The following is a 15,907-nucleotide window of genomic DNA, read 5'->3' as shown; positions in this document are numbered from 1 at the left end:
ACCTCGGGATTCCCGCCCGCAGACGCCGCGACGCACTATTCCTTCCGGAGTTCTGCAGACGGCACGCCGTCACCGGGCCGTCGCCGGCCCGTCACCCGGCCAGGTCTTGCCCGCCCACGGGTCGTAATCGGCCAGCAGGGCCTCCTGCGCCGGGCGCTCGGGCTCGGGAACGTGCTGCAGGTTGATGCGCACGCGGTACCAGAGCGAGCTCGAGCCGCGCATGCCGTCGATCAGCACGTCGGCCGGATGCAGCAGCGCCGCCGCGTCGGCATGCTGCGCGCGCCACTGCTCGAGCGCGGCCTCGGCCTCGGGCTTGGTCTTGGTGCGCGCGACCTCGATGAGCGGCATCGTGGAGGCGCGGCGGCCGTCGGCCGACGACCCGCGCGGCGGCTTCTCGGCCGGGCCGAGTTCATCGGCCAGGCGCAGCAGCCCGTCGAGGGTGCCGATCGCGTCGTCGATGCCCTGGTGCGGGTCGCCGATGGCCGCGAACCGCTCGAGCACGCTCGGCACGGTGAACTCCTCGGGGCGGCGGGAGCGCAGCTCGTCCCACGTGAGGGGCGTCGAGACGCGGGCATCCGGCAGCGGGCGGATCGAGTAGGCCGACGCGACCGTGCGGTCTTTGGCGTTCTGGTTGAAGTCGACGAACACGCTCTCGCCGCGCTCCTCCTTCCACCACCGGGCCGTGGCGAGCCCCGGCGCGCGGTTCTCGACCTCGCGGGCGAGCGTCTCGGCGGCGAGCCGCACCTGCCGGTAGTCCCCGTGCGGTGCGACGCGCACCAGGATGTGGATGCCGCGCGAGCCGCTCGTCTTGGGCCAGCCGACCAGCGCGACGTCGTCGAGCACCTCCCGGGCGACGAAGGCGGCGTCGACGATCTGCTCCCAGGCCACGCCCGGCATGGGGTCGAGGTCGATGCGCAGCTCGTCGGGGTGGTCGAGGTCCTCGGCGCGCACGGGGTGGGGGTTCAGGTCGAGGCAGCCCAGGTTGGCGACCCAGGCCAGGCCCGCGGCATCCCGCACCACCGCCTCTTCGGCGGACGTGCCCCGGGCGTAGTGGAGGGTGGCGGTGTCGATGAAGTCGGGATGGTTCTCGGGAACGCGCTTCTGGAAGAACGGCTCCTGGTCGATGCCCTTCGGGAAGCGCTTGAGCACCATCGGGCGTCCGCCGGCTCCGCGCAGCGCTCCGTCGGCGACGGCCACGTAGTACCGCACCACGTCGAGCTTGGTGAGTCCCACGTCGGGGAAGACGACCTTGTCGGGGCTCGACACGCGCACCTCGGTGCCGTCGACGTCGAGCATCACGGCCTCGGATCGCGAGGGGCTCATGCCGCCAACCTAGTGCGCCGACGCGTGCGGCGCAGGTGGTCGGCGCGGCTGAGCCGCGTCAGCGCGGCTGAGCCGCGTCAACGCGGCGTGAGTCAGAGCGCGAGCAGCCCGCGCGCCAGCAGCCACAGCGCGAAGCCGAGCGACCCCGCCGCCGAGACCGACAGGAGCACGCGGTGGACGACGGCGCCGTCGTCGGTGATCCAAGCCCGCACGAGGAGCACCACCAGCAGGATCGTGGCGGCGAGTCCGGCGAACGGCAGGAGCAGCATCGGCCAGAGCCCGGCAGGGATGCCGAAGCTGAGCACGATCGGATCGATCCGCGTCACGAGGTATACCAGCGCGGCGGCGAAGAGCAGGTTGAAGACGGCGGCGGCGGTGGCCGACAGGGCGGTGCCGCCGGGGATGTCGCCCGATCGCCGCAGCGACGGCTGCACGGCGACCACGAGGCCGTAGACGAGTGTGCCGAGGAGGATCAGCAGCGTGACGGCCGCGATGCCCAGCTGGATCGGGTTCGCGTTCGTGCCCAGATCGCGCGTGAGGAGGTACACGCTGGGGGTGGGATCGATCTGCGCCGTCGTGAGGAACTCGACCGGGGGAGCGGTTTGCAGGCACGACGCCTCGGGAGCGGTGGTCGGATCCTGCAGGAACTGCCGGGCGAACGCCGCCGCGCAGTCGTCGACGTCGCTCTGCCAGACGGCACCGTGCGAGAGGCGGGAGAACAGGGCGGCATCGCCTTCGGAGAGGGATGCCGCGGCCGCCTGGCCCCACGAGGCCGGGCTGAGCGGATCGAAGGCGCCGGTGGTCACCAGAGCGTAGATGTCGGACTCGACCGCCGTGCTCGCCCCCGCGCCGGACGCCGGCACCGGCCAGGCGGCGCACTCCGCGAACACGTCCGATCCGTCGCCGAGGGCGGCCGCCCTGGGCAGGGCGGCGGCGTTCTCGGCGGCCACCGCCGGGTCGCTGAACGGCACTTCCTCGGCGCAGGCGACCGACAGTGCGAGTCCGTGCGCGCGCTCTCCCGCGGCATCTACCAGCTGCTGGGCCAGGGGGAGCGCCGCCGAGCCGTTGCCGTCGGCGAGCTGATCGATCACGAACGGCAGCGTGCGCACGGTGGCCGCGTCGGCGAGCGCGGTGCGCAGCCCCTCGGCGAGGGTGCGATCGTCGAGCTCGACCTGCACCGGGATGCCGCCGGGTCCGTCGACCGTCAGCAGGAGCGGTTCGGCGGCGGCGTCGGCGAGTGCGGTGGTGAGGCTCTCGTCGAGGTCGGGGTATTCTTCGGCGCATCCCGGCTCGTTCTGACACGTGAGGAGCAGGTGGTCGACGGCGCCGGCGAAAGCGGCGGGGCTCTCCTCCGGCACGTTCACGGCCAAGGGGGAGGTGGCGTCGAGGATCACCGAGCGAAGGCCCCCGGACCGGTCGCGCATCACCGCCTGGGCGACGCGCGTGCCGTCTCCCACGCTGTAGAGGTTCCACTGCTCGTAGCCGAGCGCCGTGCGCAGCTCGCCCACGTCGGCGGCGGCTGCGGTGCTCGTGTAGGCCGCGGGGTCGATGCCGTCGGCGACGAGGCGGTCGTAGCACTCGGCGGCGCCGTCGACGCGGCGCGCCGCAGCGGCCGCCCCGGTGAGCAGCACCCCGTCGCTGATCATCGCGTCGACGTCGAGCTCGGGGCAGGACAGCGCCGGGTCGGACAGGCCCGCGCCCCGGCGCTCCAGCAGCACCACGGGGCGAGTGTCGGTGGCCCACTGCGCATCGTCGAGCACGTGCGGGAGGAGGTCGAACGTGCTGACGCCGTCGATCGGCGCGGAGACGATGAACACGGGGTCGGGCTGCGGGGTGCCCGACGTGCTCGAGATCACCGCGTAGGGCAGCGCGATCGTGCGCGCGGGGTCGGCGCCGTCGGAGCGCCGCTCGGGCACGGTGAGCACGCCGCACTCGACGCGGTCGATGTGACGGGCGGGGATCTCGACGGGGCACTCGGCCCGCACCACCGGTTCGGGGGTGTCAGCCGTGTCGGCGGAAGCGGCCGAGGCGGGGAGGATGCCGGCCACGGCCAGCACCGCCACCATCACCACTCGTGCCGCAGCGGGGAGCGAGCGGTGCCGAGACATGTCGCTCAGCATAAGGGGAGGCGGTGACGCAGGCGGAACGGAACCGCCCGGAAACGGCGAAGGGGCCGCCCTTGCGGACGGCCCCTTCGTGGATCGGATCTCGATACGCGGGCTTCGCTCGCTCCCCGACCGCCGGGTCTGGTCAGTTGTTGCCGCGGAGGATCGCCAGGATGCGGAGGATCTCGACGTACAGCCACACGACGGTGACCATGATGCCGAAGCCGCCGAGCCAGCCGTACTGACGCGGAGCGCCGTTGCGCACACCGCGCTGGATGCTGTCGAAGTCGAGCACCAGCGAGTAGGCAGCCATGATCACCACGAACACGCCGATGAGCACACCCCACGGGATGCCGAACAGGAAGCTCGGCTCGCTGCGGAGGCCGAACGCGCTGTCGCCGACGGGCGTGAAGATCATCAGGCCGAGGTTGATCAGCGAGAAGACGAGGTAGCCGAGCATCGCGATGAGGAAGATCTTCGTCGCGCGGGCCGAGGCACGCACCTTGCCGCTGGCGAACAGGGCGAGGGTCACGCCGACGACCGCGAGGGTCGCGAGGGTCGCCTGCAGCACGATGCCCTCGTAGAGCATCTCGAAGAACGCCGAGATGCCACCGACGAAGAGGCCCTCCGCGGCGGCGTAGGCGAAGATCAGGGCCGGGCGCACCTTCTTGCGCGAGGTGAAGATCACCACGAGCGAGAGCACGAAGCCGGCGAGACCGCCGACGATCCACGGCAGGATCGAGGGCTGGCCGGTGGTGGCCACGGGGGCCATCGTCCAGATCCAGCCGACGACGGCGCCGACGACGAGGATCGCGAACAGGCCGACCGTCTTCCAGACCGTGTCTTCGACGGTCATGCGGCCGGTGTCGACGGCGCCGGCCGAGGGAGCGGCGTACGCGCCCTCGAGGTGAGCCTGCGCCGCGGCATCCGTGCCCGCGCGCTGCGCGGTGGAGAACTGGGTCTGGCCGCCGAGGTTCGCCGCCTGCGAGCCGCCGGGGTAGGTCTGAACTGCACGAGGGTCCTGGAACGCCGGGTTGTTGAACGCGGGGTTGTTGAGGGCCACTGCTCTCACACTCCAAAGTCGGGTCGGTCACAGCTCTGTGCTGTTGATCAACAGTATCCGAACACAGATCCGATCCGCCCCTCCACTGCTGAGAGTGGGCTTTGAAGCGGGCCCGCAGAGACGGTCCGCGCACTCCCGCCGCTAGCCTGGGCGGGTGGCTCGCCGGCATCCACTCGTCATCGGACACCGGGGAGCGCCCGGGTACCGACCCGAGCATTCGCGCTCGTCGTACGCGCTCGCCCTCGCGCAGGGAGTGGACGCGGTCGAGCCCGACGTGGTCGTCTCACGCGACGGCGTGCTGGTCGTGCGGCACGAGAACGAGATCTCGGGCACCACCGATGTCGCCGACCGGCCGGAGTTCGCCGATCGCCGCACGACGAAGTCCATCGACGGCGCCGAGCTCCCGGGCTGGTTCACCGAGGACTTCACGTGGGACGAGCTGGCCACGCTCCGCTGCCGCGAGCGACTGCCGGAGGTGCGCCCCGCGAGCGCGTCGTTCGACGGGCAGCAGCCCGTGCTGCGGCTGCGCGACGTGCTCGACCTCGTGCGCGCCGGCTCGCTCGCGCACGGCCGGGAGATCGGCGTGGTGCTCGAGATCAAGCACGCCACCTACTTCGAGGGCCTCGGGTGGGATCTGGCCGACCTCGTCGAGCGGGAGCTGCGGGATGCCGGCTGGGCCGACGGTGCGCTGCCGCTGGTGATCGAGTCCTTCGAGTCGACCGTGCTCACGCGGCTGCGCGGGCGCGGCATCCGATGCTCGTTCGTCTATCTGCTGGAGGCGAAGGGACGCCCTTTCGACCTGTTCGCCGTGCACGGCAAGGCGGCGCCCACCTATCGGGCGACCGCCTCGCCCGCGGGGCTCGACGCCCTGGTCGGGGTGGTCGACGGGATCAGCGTGGACAAGCGCATGATCCTCGCGCCCGACTCGCTCGGGCGCGTGAGCGGTCCGTCGGCGGTCGTCGCCGACGCGCACGAGCGGGGCCTGCGCGTGTTCACCTGGACGGCCCGACCCGAGAACCGGTTCCTCGTGCGCTCGCTGCGGGCGCCGGGCGGACCGGCCGTGTTCGGCGACTTCACCGCGGAGTGGGCCGTGCTGCGGGATGCCGGGGTCGACGGCGTGTTCGTCGACCACCCCGACCTGGGGGTCGAGTTCTTCCGGGGGCGGGACTAGGGTGAGCGGCGTGAGACGAGGATGGCCCTTCATCGTTCCCGGCGTGCTGCTGGCACTGGTCGGGGCGATCTGGACCCTGCAGGGTCTGAACGTGCTGCAGGGCTCGGTGATGAGCGGCTCGTCGATGTGGGCCACGATCGGCCCGTTCGTGCTGATCGCCGGCGTCGCGCTGATCTGGTTCGGCGTCGCGCGCAGCCGGAGCCAGAAGCGCTGACCCCACCGTCGCCGGCACGTGGATGCCGCGCCCGTCGCGCGCGGAGATCCGGCGTTGACGCGGGGTGTCGCCGATCGACAGGATGAGCGCGTGACCGTGACTGCCGCCCCGTCCGCGCCCGCCCCGGGCCCCGCGACAGACGAGCCGCGGTCGCCGCGGCGCTGGCGGAGCCGCCTCGCCGATGTCCTGGCCGTCCTCGCGGTCGCCGCGATCGTCGCGGGTGTGATCGGCTGGCAGGCGACGGCGCGCAGCGCCCTCGGCGCGGTTTCGGTGACCTATGACGCCCAGCCGGTGGAGTGCGACGGCGCCGACGTGGGGCTGCGGCCGGCCGATGACGGAGAGACCTTCCTCGTTCCGGTCGTGCCGCTCCAGGCGGGGCTCGAGTGCCGCCTGCGCGTGCAGGTCGTCAACGAGAGCGCGATGTCCGTGGACCTCGAGTCGATGACCATCGCCGCGTTCGGCGAGCTGAGTGCGCTCGACATGTCCGTGGGGGTGCTTCAGCCGACGGGCATCGAGTTCGACGCCTCAGACGTCGACGCGGTCGCGACCCTGAGCGACGAGGTCATCGGGCCCGGCACGACCACCACCTATGTGGTGGGCTTCACGAACGGCGGCGATGCGCTGATGGACGAGTGCGCGGCCATGGGGACGGTTCTTCCCACCGCCGTCGTGAGCGCGCTCGGGGTGACGGAGGCGCTGCGGCCGGCATCCACTCAGATGACATGGTTCCTGCAGGGATCTCCTGCCGACTGCGACTGACCGGCGCCGGCTGGTCGCCGCTGCCCGACTTCCGTCGCCCGGCTCAGCTCAGGCGACGGCGACGGCCGCGTCGGTGCGCTCCTGCAGGTAGGAGCAGAGCTCGCTGAGCAGTTGGAGGTCGGCGGCGAGCTGGGCGACAGCGCCCGCACCCAGGTCGAGGCCCTCTTCGCGCGGTTCGAAGTGCACAGTCCACACCGGCTTGCCGTCGCGCTCCAGCGGCTGCACGAAGGTGCCCGTCGACGCGGTGCGCAGGCCGATGACCACGAGCCCGGTGTCGGGCCCCTCGGTGTAGTACTGCTCGAGCACCGACACGTCGGGGGCGACGCTGCCGTGCAGCTCGATGAAATCCGTCACCCAGGACTGAACGGTGGCGTGGTCGCGGTAAGGCACTGATCCTCGATCGGGTACGAAGCGCGTTGTTGCACTTGCCGTAACAATAACCCGGACAGGGCGGATTCGCGCAGTGGAAATCACAGCGGTCACCGCACCGTCGGCGAGCGCTTCTCGGCACTGACCATCCAGGCGAACTGCTCGAGCTGCGCCAGCACCTCGTGCAGGATGTCGGCGCTGGTCGGATCCTCCTCGTCGACGTCGTCGTGCACGGCGCGGCAGGTGGCGATCACGGCCTCGAGGCGTTCGGTGACGAGGTCGACGACCTCGTCGGTGTCGATCTCGCCGTGCGGGAACTCCGGCAGCGATGTGGTCTCGGCCACCGTGTCGCTGCGGCCGTCGGGCAGGGCGTGCAGCGCGCGCATGCGCTCGGCGACGACGTCGGAGAGGCTGCGGGAGGCGTCGATGATCTCGTCGAGCTGAAGGTGCGTGTCGCGGAAATTGCGCCCGACGACGTTCCAGTGCGCCTGCTTGCCCTGCAGCGACAGTTCGATGAGGTCGGCGAGCACCCGCTGCAGGCTCTCGCTCAGCGCCTTCGAGGCCTGGAAGCCGCTCTCGGCGTTCTGCTCCCCGGTGAGCTTCGCGCCCGAGCCGCCCTTGGCGGGGCGGCGGGCGTTGCGCGGCGCGGTGCTCCGCGAGGAGGTCGAGGTCTTCGTCTTCGTCTGGCTCGCCATGGTCGTGATCCTTTCGGGACGTCGAGAACGACGCTACGGCCGCGGTGCCATGGATGCCGGGGCCTTGCCTGACCGCGAGCGGGATGGTATCGGCGCACCGCGGCCTCACCGCGCCGCGCTACCGCCCGGGGCTCCCGATGGCAAGAGGTTGCACGCGTTGCGCCCGCTCGCCCAGAGTGGCGGCATGACAACTCCTCGCCTCGCCGTCGTCTTCAACCCGAGCAAGATCGCGCGCGACGACCTCTGCGACGCCTTCGACAAGGTCGACCCGGATGCCTGCGCCGCCGCGGAATGGTTCGAGACCACGGAGGACGATCCCGGTCACGGCCCGGCCCGGGATGCACTCGCCGCCGGGGCGGAGCTGGTGATCGTGGCCGGCGGCGATGGCACCGTGCGTGCGGTCGCCGAGGTGCTCGCCGGGGCGGATGCGGCACTGGCGATCGTGCCGCAGGGGACGGGCAACCTCCTCGCGCGCAACCTCGACGTGCCGATCGGCGACGTGGAGGCGGCGATCGAGCGCGCGCTGGAGACTGACGAGCGGCGCGTCGACATCGGCTGGATCGACACCGGCGACGGTCAGGAGAAGGGCTTCGCCGTGATGGTCGGCTTCGGGCTCGACGCGCAGATGCTCGTGGAGACCGACGACGACCTCAAGGACAAGGCCGGCTGGCTCGCCTACGTCGAGGCGCTTGGCCGGGCGGTCGAGAAGTCCGAGGTGGTGGAGTTCACCCTGCAGGTCGACGACGGCGCGCCCGAGACCGTGAGCGGACACACGCTGATCGTCGGCAACTGCGGCACCATTCAGGGCGGGGTCGCGATTCTGCCCGACGCCGCGGTCGACGACGGGCAGCTCGACGTGCTCGTCGTCAGCGCAGACTCGGTGGCCGGGTGGCTGGACACCGTGCGCTCGTTCGTGTGGGACAACGGCATCCGCCGGTTCTTCGCGAAAGAGAGCGCGACATTGGATGCCGACACCGCACGCCACCTGGTCGGCGAGCGAATGCGGGTGGAGCTCCCCGAGCCGGTGCCGTTCGAGATCGACGGCGAGGAAGTCGGCGACGTGCAGACCTTCACCGTGCGAGTGGACGCCGGGGCGCTGCGCGTGCGCTGAGTCCTCTTCGCCAGTCCTTCCCCGTCAGTCTTCGCTGGAGTGCAGGCCGCGGCGTGCGGACAGGAGCGTGACCTCGGGGTGCTCCTCGGCGAGCAGGCGCTCGGCGCGGTCGAGCACGTCGCGCACGTGGGCGGTTTCGGATCCGACGACGGAGAGGCCGACCTGCGCCCGACGGTGCAGATCGTGCGCGCCGACTTCGGCCGCGGCGGCCTCGGTGCGCTTGCTCAGGTCGGCGAGGATCGGGCGAAGGATGCCGCGCTTCTCCTTGAGCGAGTGCACGTCGCCCAGGAGCAGGTCGAACTCGATCCAGGCGATCCACATGGGGTGGAGTCTGGCAGAGAGGGAGTGCTCGCGGCACCCTCTCAAGTCGGCACGACCTATGAACGGAGCCGGGTGTCAGAACGGCGCGGGGTCGAACTCGGCGTCGGTGGCGAAGTGGACTCCCGAGGCGGGATGGTCGGGGTAAAGGCGGCCGCCCGGACTCGTCCACTCGAGCACGCCGGCTGTCTTCTGCGTGACAGTCCATGGTGTGTGGTGCTTGAGCGTGTGATGCCGTCGACAGAGGTGACCGAGATTCGACACCGCCGTCTTGCCGCCGTTCTGCCAGTCGATCGTATGGTCGAGGTCACTGCGCGCGGTCGACTGTCGACACCCCGGAAAGCGGCAGTGCTGATCGCGCACCGCGAGTGCGCGTCGCATCTCGCTGCTGGGCTGATACCGATCGACGGCGAGCACGGCGCCGGAGATCGGGTGCGTGAGGATGCGATCCCACCCCGGAGCAGTGCGGGCGAGCTCGCGCGCCGTATCGGGGTCAATGGGGCCGTGGCCGGCGAGCGTCACCGCGTCGAACGGGTCATCGACCGGGGAGTCGATGAGCGTCAGCACGGGAACCGTCACCTGCACCGTCGCCCGGATGGCGCCGAGCCCCGTCTCCGCGGTGCCGATGTGCGCGACTGGGTCGGACGCGAGCAGGAGGTCGGCGACGAGGTCAGTGCGGATCGCATCGAGCGACCGCCGGGCCGTGACAAGGTTGTGGAGGTGGGCGCGGGCCTGGTCTGCTGAGGTCGCGGAGTCGCCCGGGGCGCTCGCCGGGTCGCTTGCGGCGCTCGCGGAGTCGTTCGGGGCGCTCGCCGGGTCGCCTGCAGCGCTCAGAAAGTCGCCCGCCCTGTTCGTGGCCGCGCCCGTAGCGCTCGCTGCCGCGCCGTCCGCACACTCGTCCCGCTCCGCCGCCGCCAGCGCGGCGCGCGCATCGCGGATCGCCTGGGCGTCGGCATCGGCCACGTCGCGCGCCATGCGGGTGAGCCGGTCGTGGATGCCGTGGATGATCACCGCCGGTCCGGTGACGTGGAGGTCGGCCATGCCGTCGTCGAGGTCGTGCACCTGCACACAGCTGGTGCGCGACGCAGCCGCGTGGCGTTCGCGGATCGTCTCGTCGAGGAACCACTGCGCTCGCCGCTGGGCGACCGGGCGCAGCCGCGATGCGGACTCGGCTTCGGCGTACGGGAGCACGCTGTACTCATACTCGGCGACCAGCTCGGGGCGTTCGATTCGGTCGCCGGCCTCCACGATGATGCGTGCGTGCACGAGCGAGATGCGCCCGGCCTCGAGCGACGCGACGGTCTCGGGGAACCGCCCGACCATCCGCTCCGCTTCGTCGACCTGCCGCTGCACGGTGCGGTCGGAGACCCGCAGCGCTGCCGCGATCTCCGCGGCGACCGAGCGTCGGGCTACCTCGGCGTCGGAACGCGCGGGTTCGGCATCCGCCCATTCCTCCGCGATCTCGCCTGCTCGGGCGAGGGCGCGGGCTTCACGGGCCTGCAACGACGCGATCTGGCGACGGATATCGACGACCTCGGCCACCACGGGAGCCAGGCGCGCGGCGGCGACCTCGGCGGGTGTGGTGGCTGTTTCGCTCATGGGTTCATCATGTCACCACCCTCGGACATTTGTTCGAAACTCCTTCGCTCTCCCGTGGCGAAGAACGCCTCGCCTCATAACCTCGAGGACGCCCGCGCGAAGACGTTCTCGCGCGGGGCGTGTTGAAGCGCAGTCTGTGCGAGTTGCCGAAGCACGGTGTGCGGGAGATCGCGAACGCCGTTGCGGCGGGCCGCCGCCCGATGGTCGGGTCGGCAGCCGAGCCGCCGGCGAGGGAAGGGATGATGGATGCATGACCGCCGCGCACCGCTCTGGGCTGCGTATCGACGCACGGCTCACGATTCCGGAGGCCGAGCTGTCGTGGCGGTTCTCGCGGTCGTCGGGACCCGGCGGGCAGGGGGTCAACACGGCGGATTCGCGCGTGGAGCTGATGTGGGACATCGCTGGCTCGGCTGCGCTCTCGCCGCACCAGCGGGAGCGGCTGCTCGCGCGTCTGAGCGGCCGGCTCGTCGGCGGGGTGCTGACCGTCGTCGCGTCGGAGCATCGCGCTCAGCTGCGCAATCGGGACGCCGCCCGCGCCCGCCTCGCGGCACTCGTCGTTGAGGCGCTGCGGCCACCGGCACCCCCGCGGCGCGCGACGAAGCCGACGCGCGGGTCGCAGGAGCGGCGCCTGCAGGCGAAGAACCAGCGCACGGACGTGAAGCGGCTGCGTAGGCCGCCGGGGGACTGAGGGGGCTTGTCTTCGCCTTCCGATCAATCTGACGCGCACCTTACCGTCGTCTGGCGCGGCGTCAAGGCCGTTGCCGCGCCTCACGGATCGACGGAGTCTGAGGATCCACCCGCCGTTGAGTGAGGAGCAGTGCGATGACCGATAACACGCAGAACGAAGGTCGGGAGGCTGACCAGCCGACCACAGACGAACTGGAGGAGCCGAGCATCGAGAAGGAGCCCGGCGACGAACCGAAGGGCGACACCGACTCTGAACCCGAGCACAGCCACCAGGCCGTCGGGATCGGCGTCATCCCGAGCGGCGACCCGGCGGATTCGAGCGGTGCAGCCGCGGGGGACGCCAGCGGCGATGACTCTGGAGATACGGAGCAGGACGACCCGCCGAGCCCTGCCATGAGCGACGAAGTAGGCCGGGCGGCTGCCGACGCCTCGGACGCTTGACGGTCAGCGCGTGGCGAGAGGCGCCGGGCTTGGTGGATCGCGCCGCTCGTCGAAGGAGTCAGAGTCCCGGTGCGGAGGAGGCTACGCCGTAGACGCGACGGCGGGAGTCGAACCCGCATGCGCTCCTGGGTATGAACCGGAGCCCGGGACCGCCCGGCTCGCCGCGATGTCCCCACGCTAGCTGCGGCCCCCGACATCCGCACTGTCGTGACGGGGCGTGTCGAGACGTTGCCGACTGTTACATGCTCGTTTCGGAAAATCGCCACTCTGCGCGATTCGGCACGCGAAGACGACGCATTCTGAGCGATCTGGTCAAGCTGAGAGTTTCCTGTTGACTATCTGAGGATCCGCGCTTACGTTCCCGTACGTGTCTGCCCGATCCCCCGGGCAGAGAAAGAAGGTTCCCCTTGTCGCTACGCGCGTTGGCGGTCGCCGGAGTTCTGGCGCTGTCGATTCCCACCACGGCTGCAGCCGCAGCCGCCGCCCCAGACGACGATCCGTCGTCGCGGTTCACCGCAGCGGAGTCCTCCGGTCAGATCAGCTCGACCTTCCTGCCTCGCTCGGCTGACGCCGCGGCGAAGCTGTCGGTCGTCGTTCAGCTCTCGGGCGACCCCGTCGCCGTGGTCGAGGCCCAGAAGGGCCGCGACCTGTCGAAGACCGAGAAGAAGGCGATCCGCGACAGCCTCAAGGCTGCGCAGAAGCCCGTCGTCGACGCGGTGAAGGCCGCGGGCGGCTCGGTGCAGGCCGAGATGCAGTCGGCGTACAACGGTGTGCAGGCCACGGTGCAGGCATCCACCGTCGCCGATCTGACCGCTCTGCCCGGTGTCGTCGCCGTGCGCGAGGCGCGCACCTCGACGATCGACAACGCCGTCTCGGTGCCGTTCCTCGGCGTTCCGCAGGTGTGGCAGAACACCGGCTACACCGGCGAGAACATCAAGGTCGCCATCATCGACACCGGCATCGACTACACCCACGCCAACTTCGGCGGTCCGGGCACGGTCGAGGCCTACGACGCGGCCCACGCGGCGGAGACCGAGGCGGCCGACCCGGCGCTGTTCGGCCCGAACGCGCCCCGCGTCAAGGGCGGCTGGGACTTCGTCGGCGACGCGTACGACGCGAACGACGACAACGCGGTTCCCATGCCCGACTCGAACCCGCTTGACTGCCAGGGCCACGGCAGCCACGTCGCCGGCACCACCGGCGGCACCGGTGTGACCGCCGAGGGCGCGACCTACACGGGCGCGTACGACGAGTCGACGGCGTCGCAGGACTGGCTCATCGGCCCGGGTGTCGCCCCCGAGGTCGACCTGTACGCCCTGCGCGTGTTCGGCTGCGACGGCTCGACCAACATCACCGTCGCCGCCATCGACTGGGCCGTCGAGAACGACATGGATGTCATCAACATGTCGCTCGGCTCCAGCTACGGCACCGCTGAGGACCCCGAGGCCGTGGCTGCGTCGAACGCGGTCGCCGCGGGCGTCGTCGTCGTCGCCTCGGCCGGCAACTCCGGCCCGAGCCCCTACATCAACGGCTCGCCCGGCACGGGTGAGGGTGTCATCTCGGTCGCCGCGACCGACAGCACCGCGTCGTTCCCGGGCGCCGAGGTCACCCTGAACGGTGTCACCGTCCCGGCGATCAACGCCAACGGCGCCGACCTCGAGGGCCTGGGCGAGTTCACCGTGAAGCGCCTGGTCGACATCGACGGCACCCCCGAGAACGAGGCGCTCGGCTGCTCTGTCGCCGCGTACACCGCCAACGGCGTCACCGCCGGCGCGAACCAGCTCGCCGTCTCGACCCGTGGCACCTGCGCCCGCGTCGCGAAGGCGATCTTCGCCCAGCAGGCCGGTGCCGCGGCATCCCTCATGGTCAACTCCTCGCCGGACTACCCGCCGTTCGAGGGCGCGATCACCGAGAACCCCGACAACGGCGACCCGTACACGGTCACGATCCCGTTCCTGGGTGTGCGCTCGACTGACGGCGCGGCGTTCACCGGTGTGGACGGCACGGCGGCGACCATCGCCCCGGCCGACCTCGAGAACCCGAACTTCCGCGGTTTCGCGTCGTTCTCATCGAACGGCCCGCGCAGCGGTGACTCGGGCATCGGCGTCGACATAGCGGCACCGGGTGTCTCGATCGTCTCGACGGGCGTCGGCACCGGCAACGGTCCGTCGACCAACTCGGGCACCTCGATGGCCGCTCCGCACGTCGCGGGTGTCGCAGCACTCGCCGTGCAGGCCCACGAGGGCTGGAGCGCCGCTGACGTCTCCGCCGCCATCGTCTCGTCGGCCGACCCTGACGGCGTCGCCGGCTACCAGCTGACCCGCGCGGGCGCCGGTCTCGTCGACACCGCGCAGGCTGTGGCGACGCAGGTCATCGCCTCGGGCGACAAGGTGCGCACCGAGATGGGCACCTTCCGCGAGGCGAACCTGAGCTTCGGCTTCCAGGAGTCGACGAGCGGCTTCAGCGGCGAGAAGGAGATCACCCTCACCAACCACGGCACCTCCCCGGTGACGTACCAGGTGAGCGCGGCCCCCTCGCCGCAGTCGGAGCAGGCCACGGTCTCGTTCGACCGCTCGAGCGTCACGGTTCCCGCCGGTGGCAAGGCCACCGTGAAGGCGACCCTCACCGCCTCTTCCGCGTCCGTCGGCTCGTCGCTGGCCAGCCAATTCGCGCTGTACGAGTTCTCGGGCAACGTCGTCTTCTCGTCGGAGACCTCGTCGCTGCGCGTTCCGTACCTCATGGTCCCCCGCGCCGACACCAACGTCGAAGCCAAGACCGGTGAGCTGTTCGGCAAGAAGGAGAAGGTGGTGGATGCCGCCAAGTCGGTCACGCTGACCAACAAGAAGGGCGCGTCGGCTGCGATCGCGGACTTCTACCAGTGGGGTCTGACCGACAAGAAGGACGTGGCGAAGCAGATCACGGACACCGGCTTCGACCTGGCCAACGCCGGTGTGCAGTCGTTCCCCTTCAGCGGCACGCAGCTGCTCGTGTTCGCAGTGAACACGCACCAGCGCTGGTCGAACGCGGCAGCGGTCGAGTTCGATGTGCTCATCGACACGAACCGTGACGGCAAGCCCGACTTCGCGGTCTTCGCGGTCGACTCGGGTCTGGTCCGCGCGGGCAGCGTCGATGGTCGCAGCGAGGTCTTCATCGCCAACCTCAACACCGGCGGTCTGTCGGCGCAGGGCTTCCTCGCCCAGGCTCCGACCGACAGCAGCACCATCCTGCTGCCGGTGACGACGTCGGCGCTGGGCCTCACCGCGGCGAACGGCACGTTCGACTACACGGTGGCGAGCTTCTCGCTCACCGACTCGGCGGGCTTCGACGAGTTCGACGGCATGGCCACCTACAACCCGTTCGCTCCGGCGATCGAGAACGGCCAGTTCGTCGAGGTCGCGAAGAACGGCACCCTCACGGTTCCGGTCGCCGTCGACGGTGACGCCGTCGCCGCGCAGAAGCCGCTGGGCGTCATGGCCGCCGTGGTCGACAACCAGTCGGGCACGAGCGAGGCGGTGCTCGTCAAGATGACGAAGTAACGTCTCACGACACCGGGGCGGCATCCACATCTCGTGGGTGCCGCCCCTGTCGTTTCAGCGCTCGCAGAGCACCGGTGCGTCGTTCTGGCCGAACCGGTAGTCGTATGTCGCCCCGGCGACCTCGACGACGACCCGCATGCCGTCGATCAGCGCCTGCGTGTAGAAGTGGCCGGGCTTCGCGCAGCCCAGTGCGCCGTTCGGCCACGTGACGGTCTCGGCCGACACGAGCACCGGCTCCCCGGTCACACCGCGCCCTTCCAGATCGGCCACGAGAGCGTCCCACTTCGCGGGGGGCACGTCGGAGGGGTTGCCGTTCGGCTGGAGCGGGCCGGGCGTCGTGGTCGCGAATCGCGAGGCGGGGCTCGTGGGCACCGGCTTCGGGTCGGTGGAGCTCGGATCGGACACGGAACCTCCCTGGGTGCACCCGGTGAGCAGCAGCAGCGTGAGCGTCGTCGCAGCGACGGACGCGGATCGCCGGTGCATGCCATCCTCCTCGGTCTGCCGCCACCCTAGGCC

15 protein-coding genes and 1 tRNA gene are annotated in these 15,907 nt (G+C 70.9%); 7 read left to right on the top strand and 9 right to left on the bottom strand.

All coding sequences use genetic code 11. The annotated features are described in order from the left end of the window. Window positions 1–69: 69 nt before the first annotated feature. The 3 genes from ligD to HQM25_RS13065 form a co-directional block, all read right to left on the bottom strand. Window positions 70–1,323: a non-homologous end-joining DNA ligase gene (gene ligD, locus HQM25_RS13075; RefSeq protein WP_172990637.1), complete on the bottom strand. Its 1,254-nt coding sequence runs from the start codon at window positions 1,321–1,323 to the stop codon at window positions 70–72. A gap of 92 nt (window positions 1,324–1,415) precedes the next feature. After that, a complete protein-coding gene (locus tag HQM25_RS13070) occupies window positions 1,416–3,431 on the bottom strand; it encodes an alpha/beta hydrolase (protein ID WP_172990636.1) in 2,016 nt (671 codons plus the stop codon). A 142-nt stretch (window positions 3,432–3,573) separates the two neighbouring features. Further along, complete coding sequence (locus tag HQM25_RS13065; protein WP_172991661.1) at window positions 3,574–4,491, bottom strand: Bax inhibitor-1/YccA family protein; 918 nt, start codon at window positions 4,489–4,491, stop codon at window positions 3,574–3,576. Between the two features lie 154 nt (window positions 4,492–4,645). On the opposite strand from HQM25_RS13065, the gene HQM25_RS13060 reads away from it, so the two are divergent. From HQM25_RS13060 to HQM25_RS13050, 3 genes are all read left to right on the top strand, one after another. After that, complete coding sequence (locus tag HQM25_RS13060) at window positions 4,646–5,662, top strand: glycerophosphodiester phosphodiesterase family protein (protein ID WP_172990635.1); 1,017 nt, start codon at window positions 4,646–4,648, stop codon at window positions 5,660–5,662. 10 nt (window positions 5,663–5,672) lie between these two features. Next, on the top strand, window positions 5,673–5,876 hold the full coding sequence (locus HQM25_RS13055) for a hypothetical protein (protein ID WP_172990634.1): 204 nt from the start codon (window positions 5,673–5,675) through the stop codon (window positions 5,874–5,876). Between the two features lie 90 nt (window positions 5,877–5,966). After that, the gene (locus tag HQM25_RS13050; RefSeq protein ID WP_172990633.1) at window positions 5,967–6,635 is read left to right on the top strand and encodes a hypothetical protein; all 669 of its coding nucleotides are present in this window, start codon (window positions 5,967–5,969) and stop codon (window positions 6,633–6,635) included. Window positions 6,636–6,683: 48 nt separating this feature from the next. On the opposite strand, the gene HQM25_RS13045 is transcribed toward HQM25_RS13050, so the two are convergent. Both HQM25_RS13045 and HQM25_RS13040 read right to left on the bottom strand, forming a co-directional pair. After that, window positions 6,684–7,025: a protein-L-isoaspartate carboxylmethyltransferase gene (locus HQM25_RS13045; protein WP_172990632.1), complete on the bottom strand. Its 342-nt coding sequence runs from the start codon at window positions 7,023–7,025 to the stop codon at window positions 6,684–6,686. Window positions 7,026–7,114: 89 nt separating this feature from the next. Beyond that, window positions 7,115–7,699 carry a Dps family protein gene (locus tag HQM25_RS13040; protein WP_172990631.1) on the bottom strand — a complete coding sequence of 195 codons (585 nt, stop codon included), beginning with the start codon at window positions 7,697–7,699 and terminating at the stop codon, window positions 7,115–7,117. A gap of 184 nt (window positions 7,700–7,883) precedes the next feature. On the opposite strand from HQM25_RS13040, the gene HQM25_RS13035 reads away from it, so the two are divergent. Beyond that, on the top strand, window positions 7,884–8,810 hold the full coding sequence (locus tag HQM25_RS13035; protein ID WP_172990630.1) for a diacylglycerol/lipid kinase family protein: 927 nt from the start codon (window positions 7,884–7,886) through the stop codon (window positions 8,808–8,810). Between the two features lie 24 nt (window positions 8,811–8,834). On the opposite strand, the gene HQM25_RS13030 is transcribed toward HQM25_RS13035, so the two are convergent. After that, the gene (locus tag HQM25_RS13030) at window positions 8,835–9,131 is read right to left on the bottom strand and encodes a DUF503 domain-containing protein (RefSeq protein ID WP_172990629.1); all 297 of its coding nucleotides are present in this window, start codon (window positions 9,129–9,131) and stop codon (window positions 8,835–8,837) included. A 75-nt stretch (window positions 9,132–9,206) separates the two neighbouring features. Beyond that, window positions 9,207–10,727: an HNH endonuclease signature motif containing protein gene (locus HQM25_RS13025; protein WP_172990628.1), complete on the bottom strand. Its 1,521-nt coding sequence runs from the start codon at window positions 10,725–10,727 to the stop codon at window positions 9,207–9,209. A gap of 250 nt (window positions 10,728–10,977) precedes the next feature. Between HQM25_RS13025 and arfB the strand changes: the two genes are divergently transcribed. Together arfB and HQM25_RS13015 are read left to right on the top strand one after the other, a co-directional pair. Next, a complete protein-coding gene (arfB, locus tag HQM25_RS13020; protein WP_172990627.1) occupies window positions 10,978–11,415 on the top strand; it encodes an alternative ribosome rescue aminoacyl-tRNA hydrolase ArfB in 438 nt (145 codons plus the stop codon). Between the two features lie 134 nt (window positions 11,416–11,549). After that, window positions 11,550–11,855: a hypothetical protein gene (locus HQM25_RS13015; protein WP_172990626.1), complete on the top strand. Its 306-nt coding sequence runs from the start codon at window positions 11,550–11,552 to the stop codon at window positions 11,853–11,855. A gap of 92 nt (window positions 11,856–11,947) precedes the next feature. Here HQM25_RS13015 and HQM25_RS13010 read toward each other — a convergent pair. Then, window positions 11,948–12,021: transfer RNA gene (locus tag HQM25_RS13010), tRNA-Met, on the bottom strand. Between the two features lie 241 nt (window positions 12,022–12,262). Between HQM25_RS13010 and HQM25_RS13005 the strand changes: the two genes are divergently transcribed. Then, on the top strand, window positions 12,263–15,391 hold the full coding sequence (locus HQM25_RS13005; RefSeq protein WP_172990625.1) for a S8 family serine peptidase: 3,129 nt from the start codon (window positions 12,263–12,265) through the stop codon (window positions 15,389–15,391). A 54-nt stretch (window positions 15,392–15,445) separates the two neighbouring features. Here HQM25_RS13005 and HQM25_RS13000 read toward each other — a convergent pair whose 3' ends face one another. Then, window positions 15,446–15,874, bottom strand: coding sequence for a hypothetical protein (locus tag HQM25_RS13000; RefSeq protein WP_172990624.1), 429 nt, complete (start codon window positions 15,872–15,874; stop codon window positions 15,446–15,448). Between the last annotated feature and the right edge of the window lie 33 nt (window positions 15,875–15,907).

It is taken from the genome of Microbacterium hominis, from assembly GCF_013282805.1.
GTDB lineage: Bacteria > Actinomycetota > Actinomycetes > Actinomycetales > Microbacteriaceae > Microbacterium > Microbacterium hominis_B.
Note: the sequence above shows the minus strand (reverse complement) of the source record. Positions and strands in the feature narration are given on the sequence as shown.

Excerpts from the sequence above, each read along its gene's own strand:
- HQM25_RS13070 (WP_172990636.1), bottom strand. The coding sequence starts at position 3,431 with ATGTCTCGGCACCGCTCGCTCCCCGCTGCGGCACGAGTGGTGATGGTG.
- HQM25_RS13035 (WP_172990630.1), top strand. The coding sequence starts at position 7,884 with ATGACAACTCCTCGCCTCGCCGTCGTCTTCAACCCGAGCAAGATCGCG.
- arfB (WP_172990627.1), top strand. The coding sequence starts at position 10,978 with ATGACCGCCGCGCACCGCTCTGGGCTGCGTATCGACGCACGGCTCACG.
- HQM25_RS13025 (WP_172990628.1), bottom strand. The coding sequence starts at position 10,727 with ATGAGCGAAACAGCCACCACACCCGCCGAGGTCGCCGCCGCGCGCCTG.
- ligD (WP_172990637.1), bottom strand. The coding sequence starts at position 1,323 with ATGAGCCCCTCGCGATCCGAGGCCGTGATGCTCGACGTCGACGGCACC.
- HQM25_RS13015 (WP_172990626.1), top strand. The coding sequence starts at position 11,550 with ATGACCGATAACACGCAGAACGAAGGTCGGGAGGCTGACCAGCCGACC.
- HQM25_RS13030 (WP_172990629.1), bottom strand. The coding sequence starts at position 9,131 with ATGTGGATCGCCTGGATCGAGTTCGACCTGCTCCTGGGCGACGTGCAC.
- HQM25_RS13000 (WP_172990624.1), bottom strand. The coding sequence starts at position 15,874 with ATGCACCGGCGATCCGCGTCCGTCGCTGCGACGACGCTCACGCTGCTG.
- HQM25_RS13040 (WP_172990631.1), bottom strand. The coding sequence starts at position 7,699 with ATGGCGAGCCAGACGAAGACGAAGACCTCGACCTCCTCGCGGAGCACC.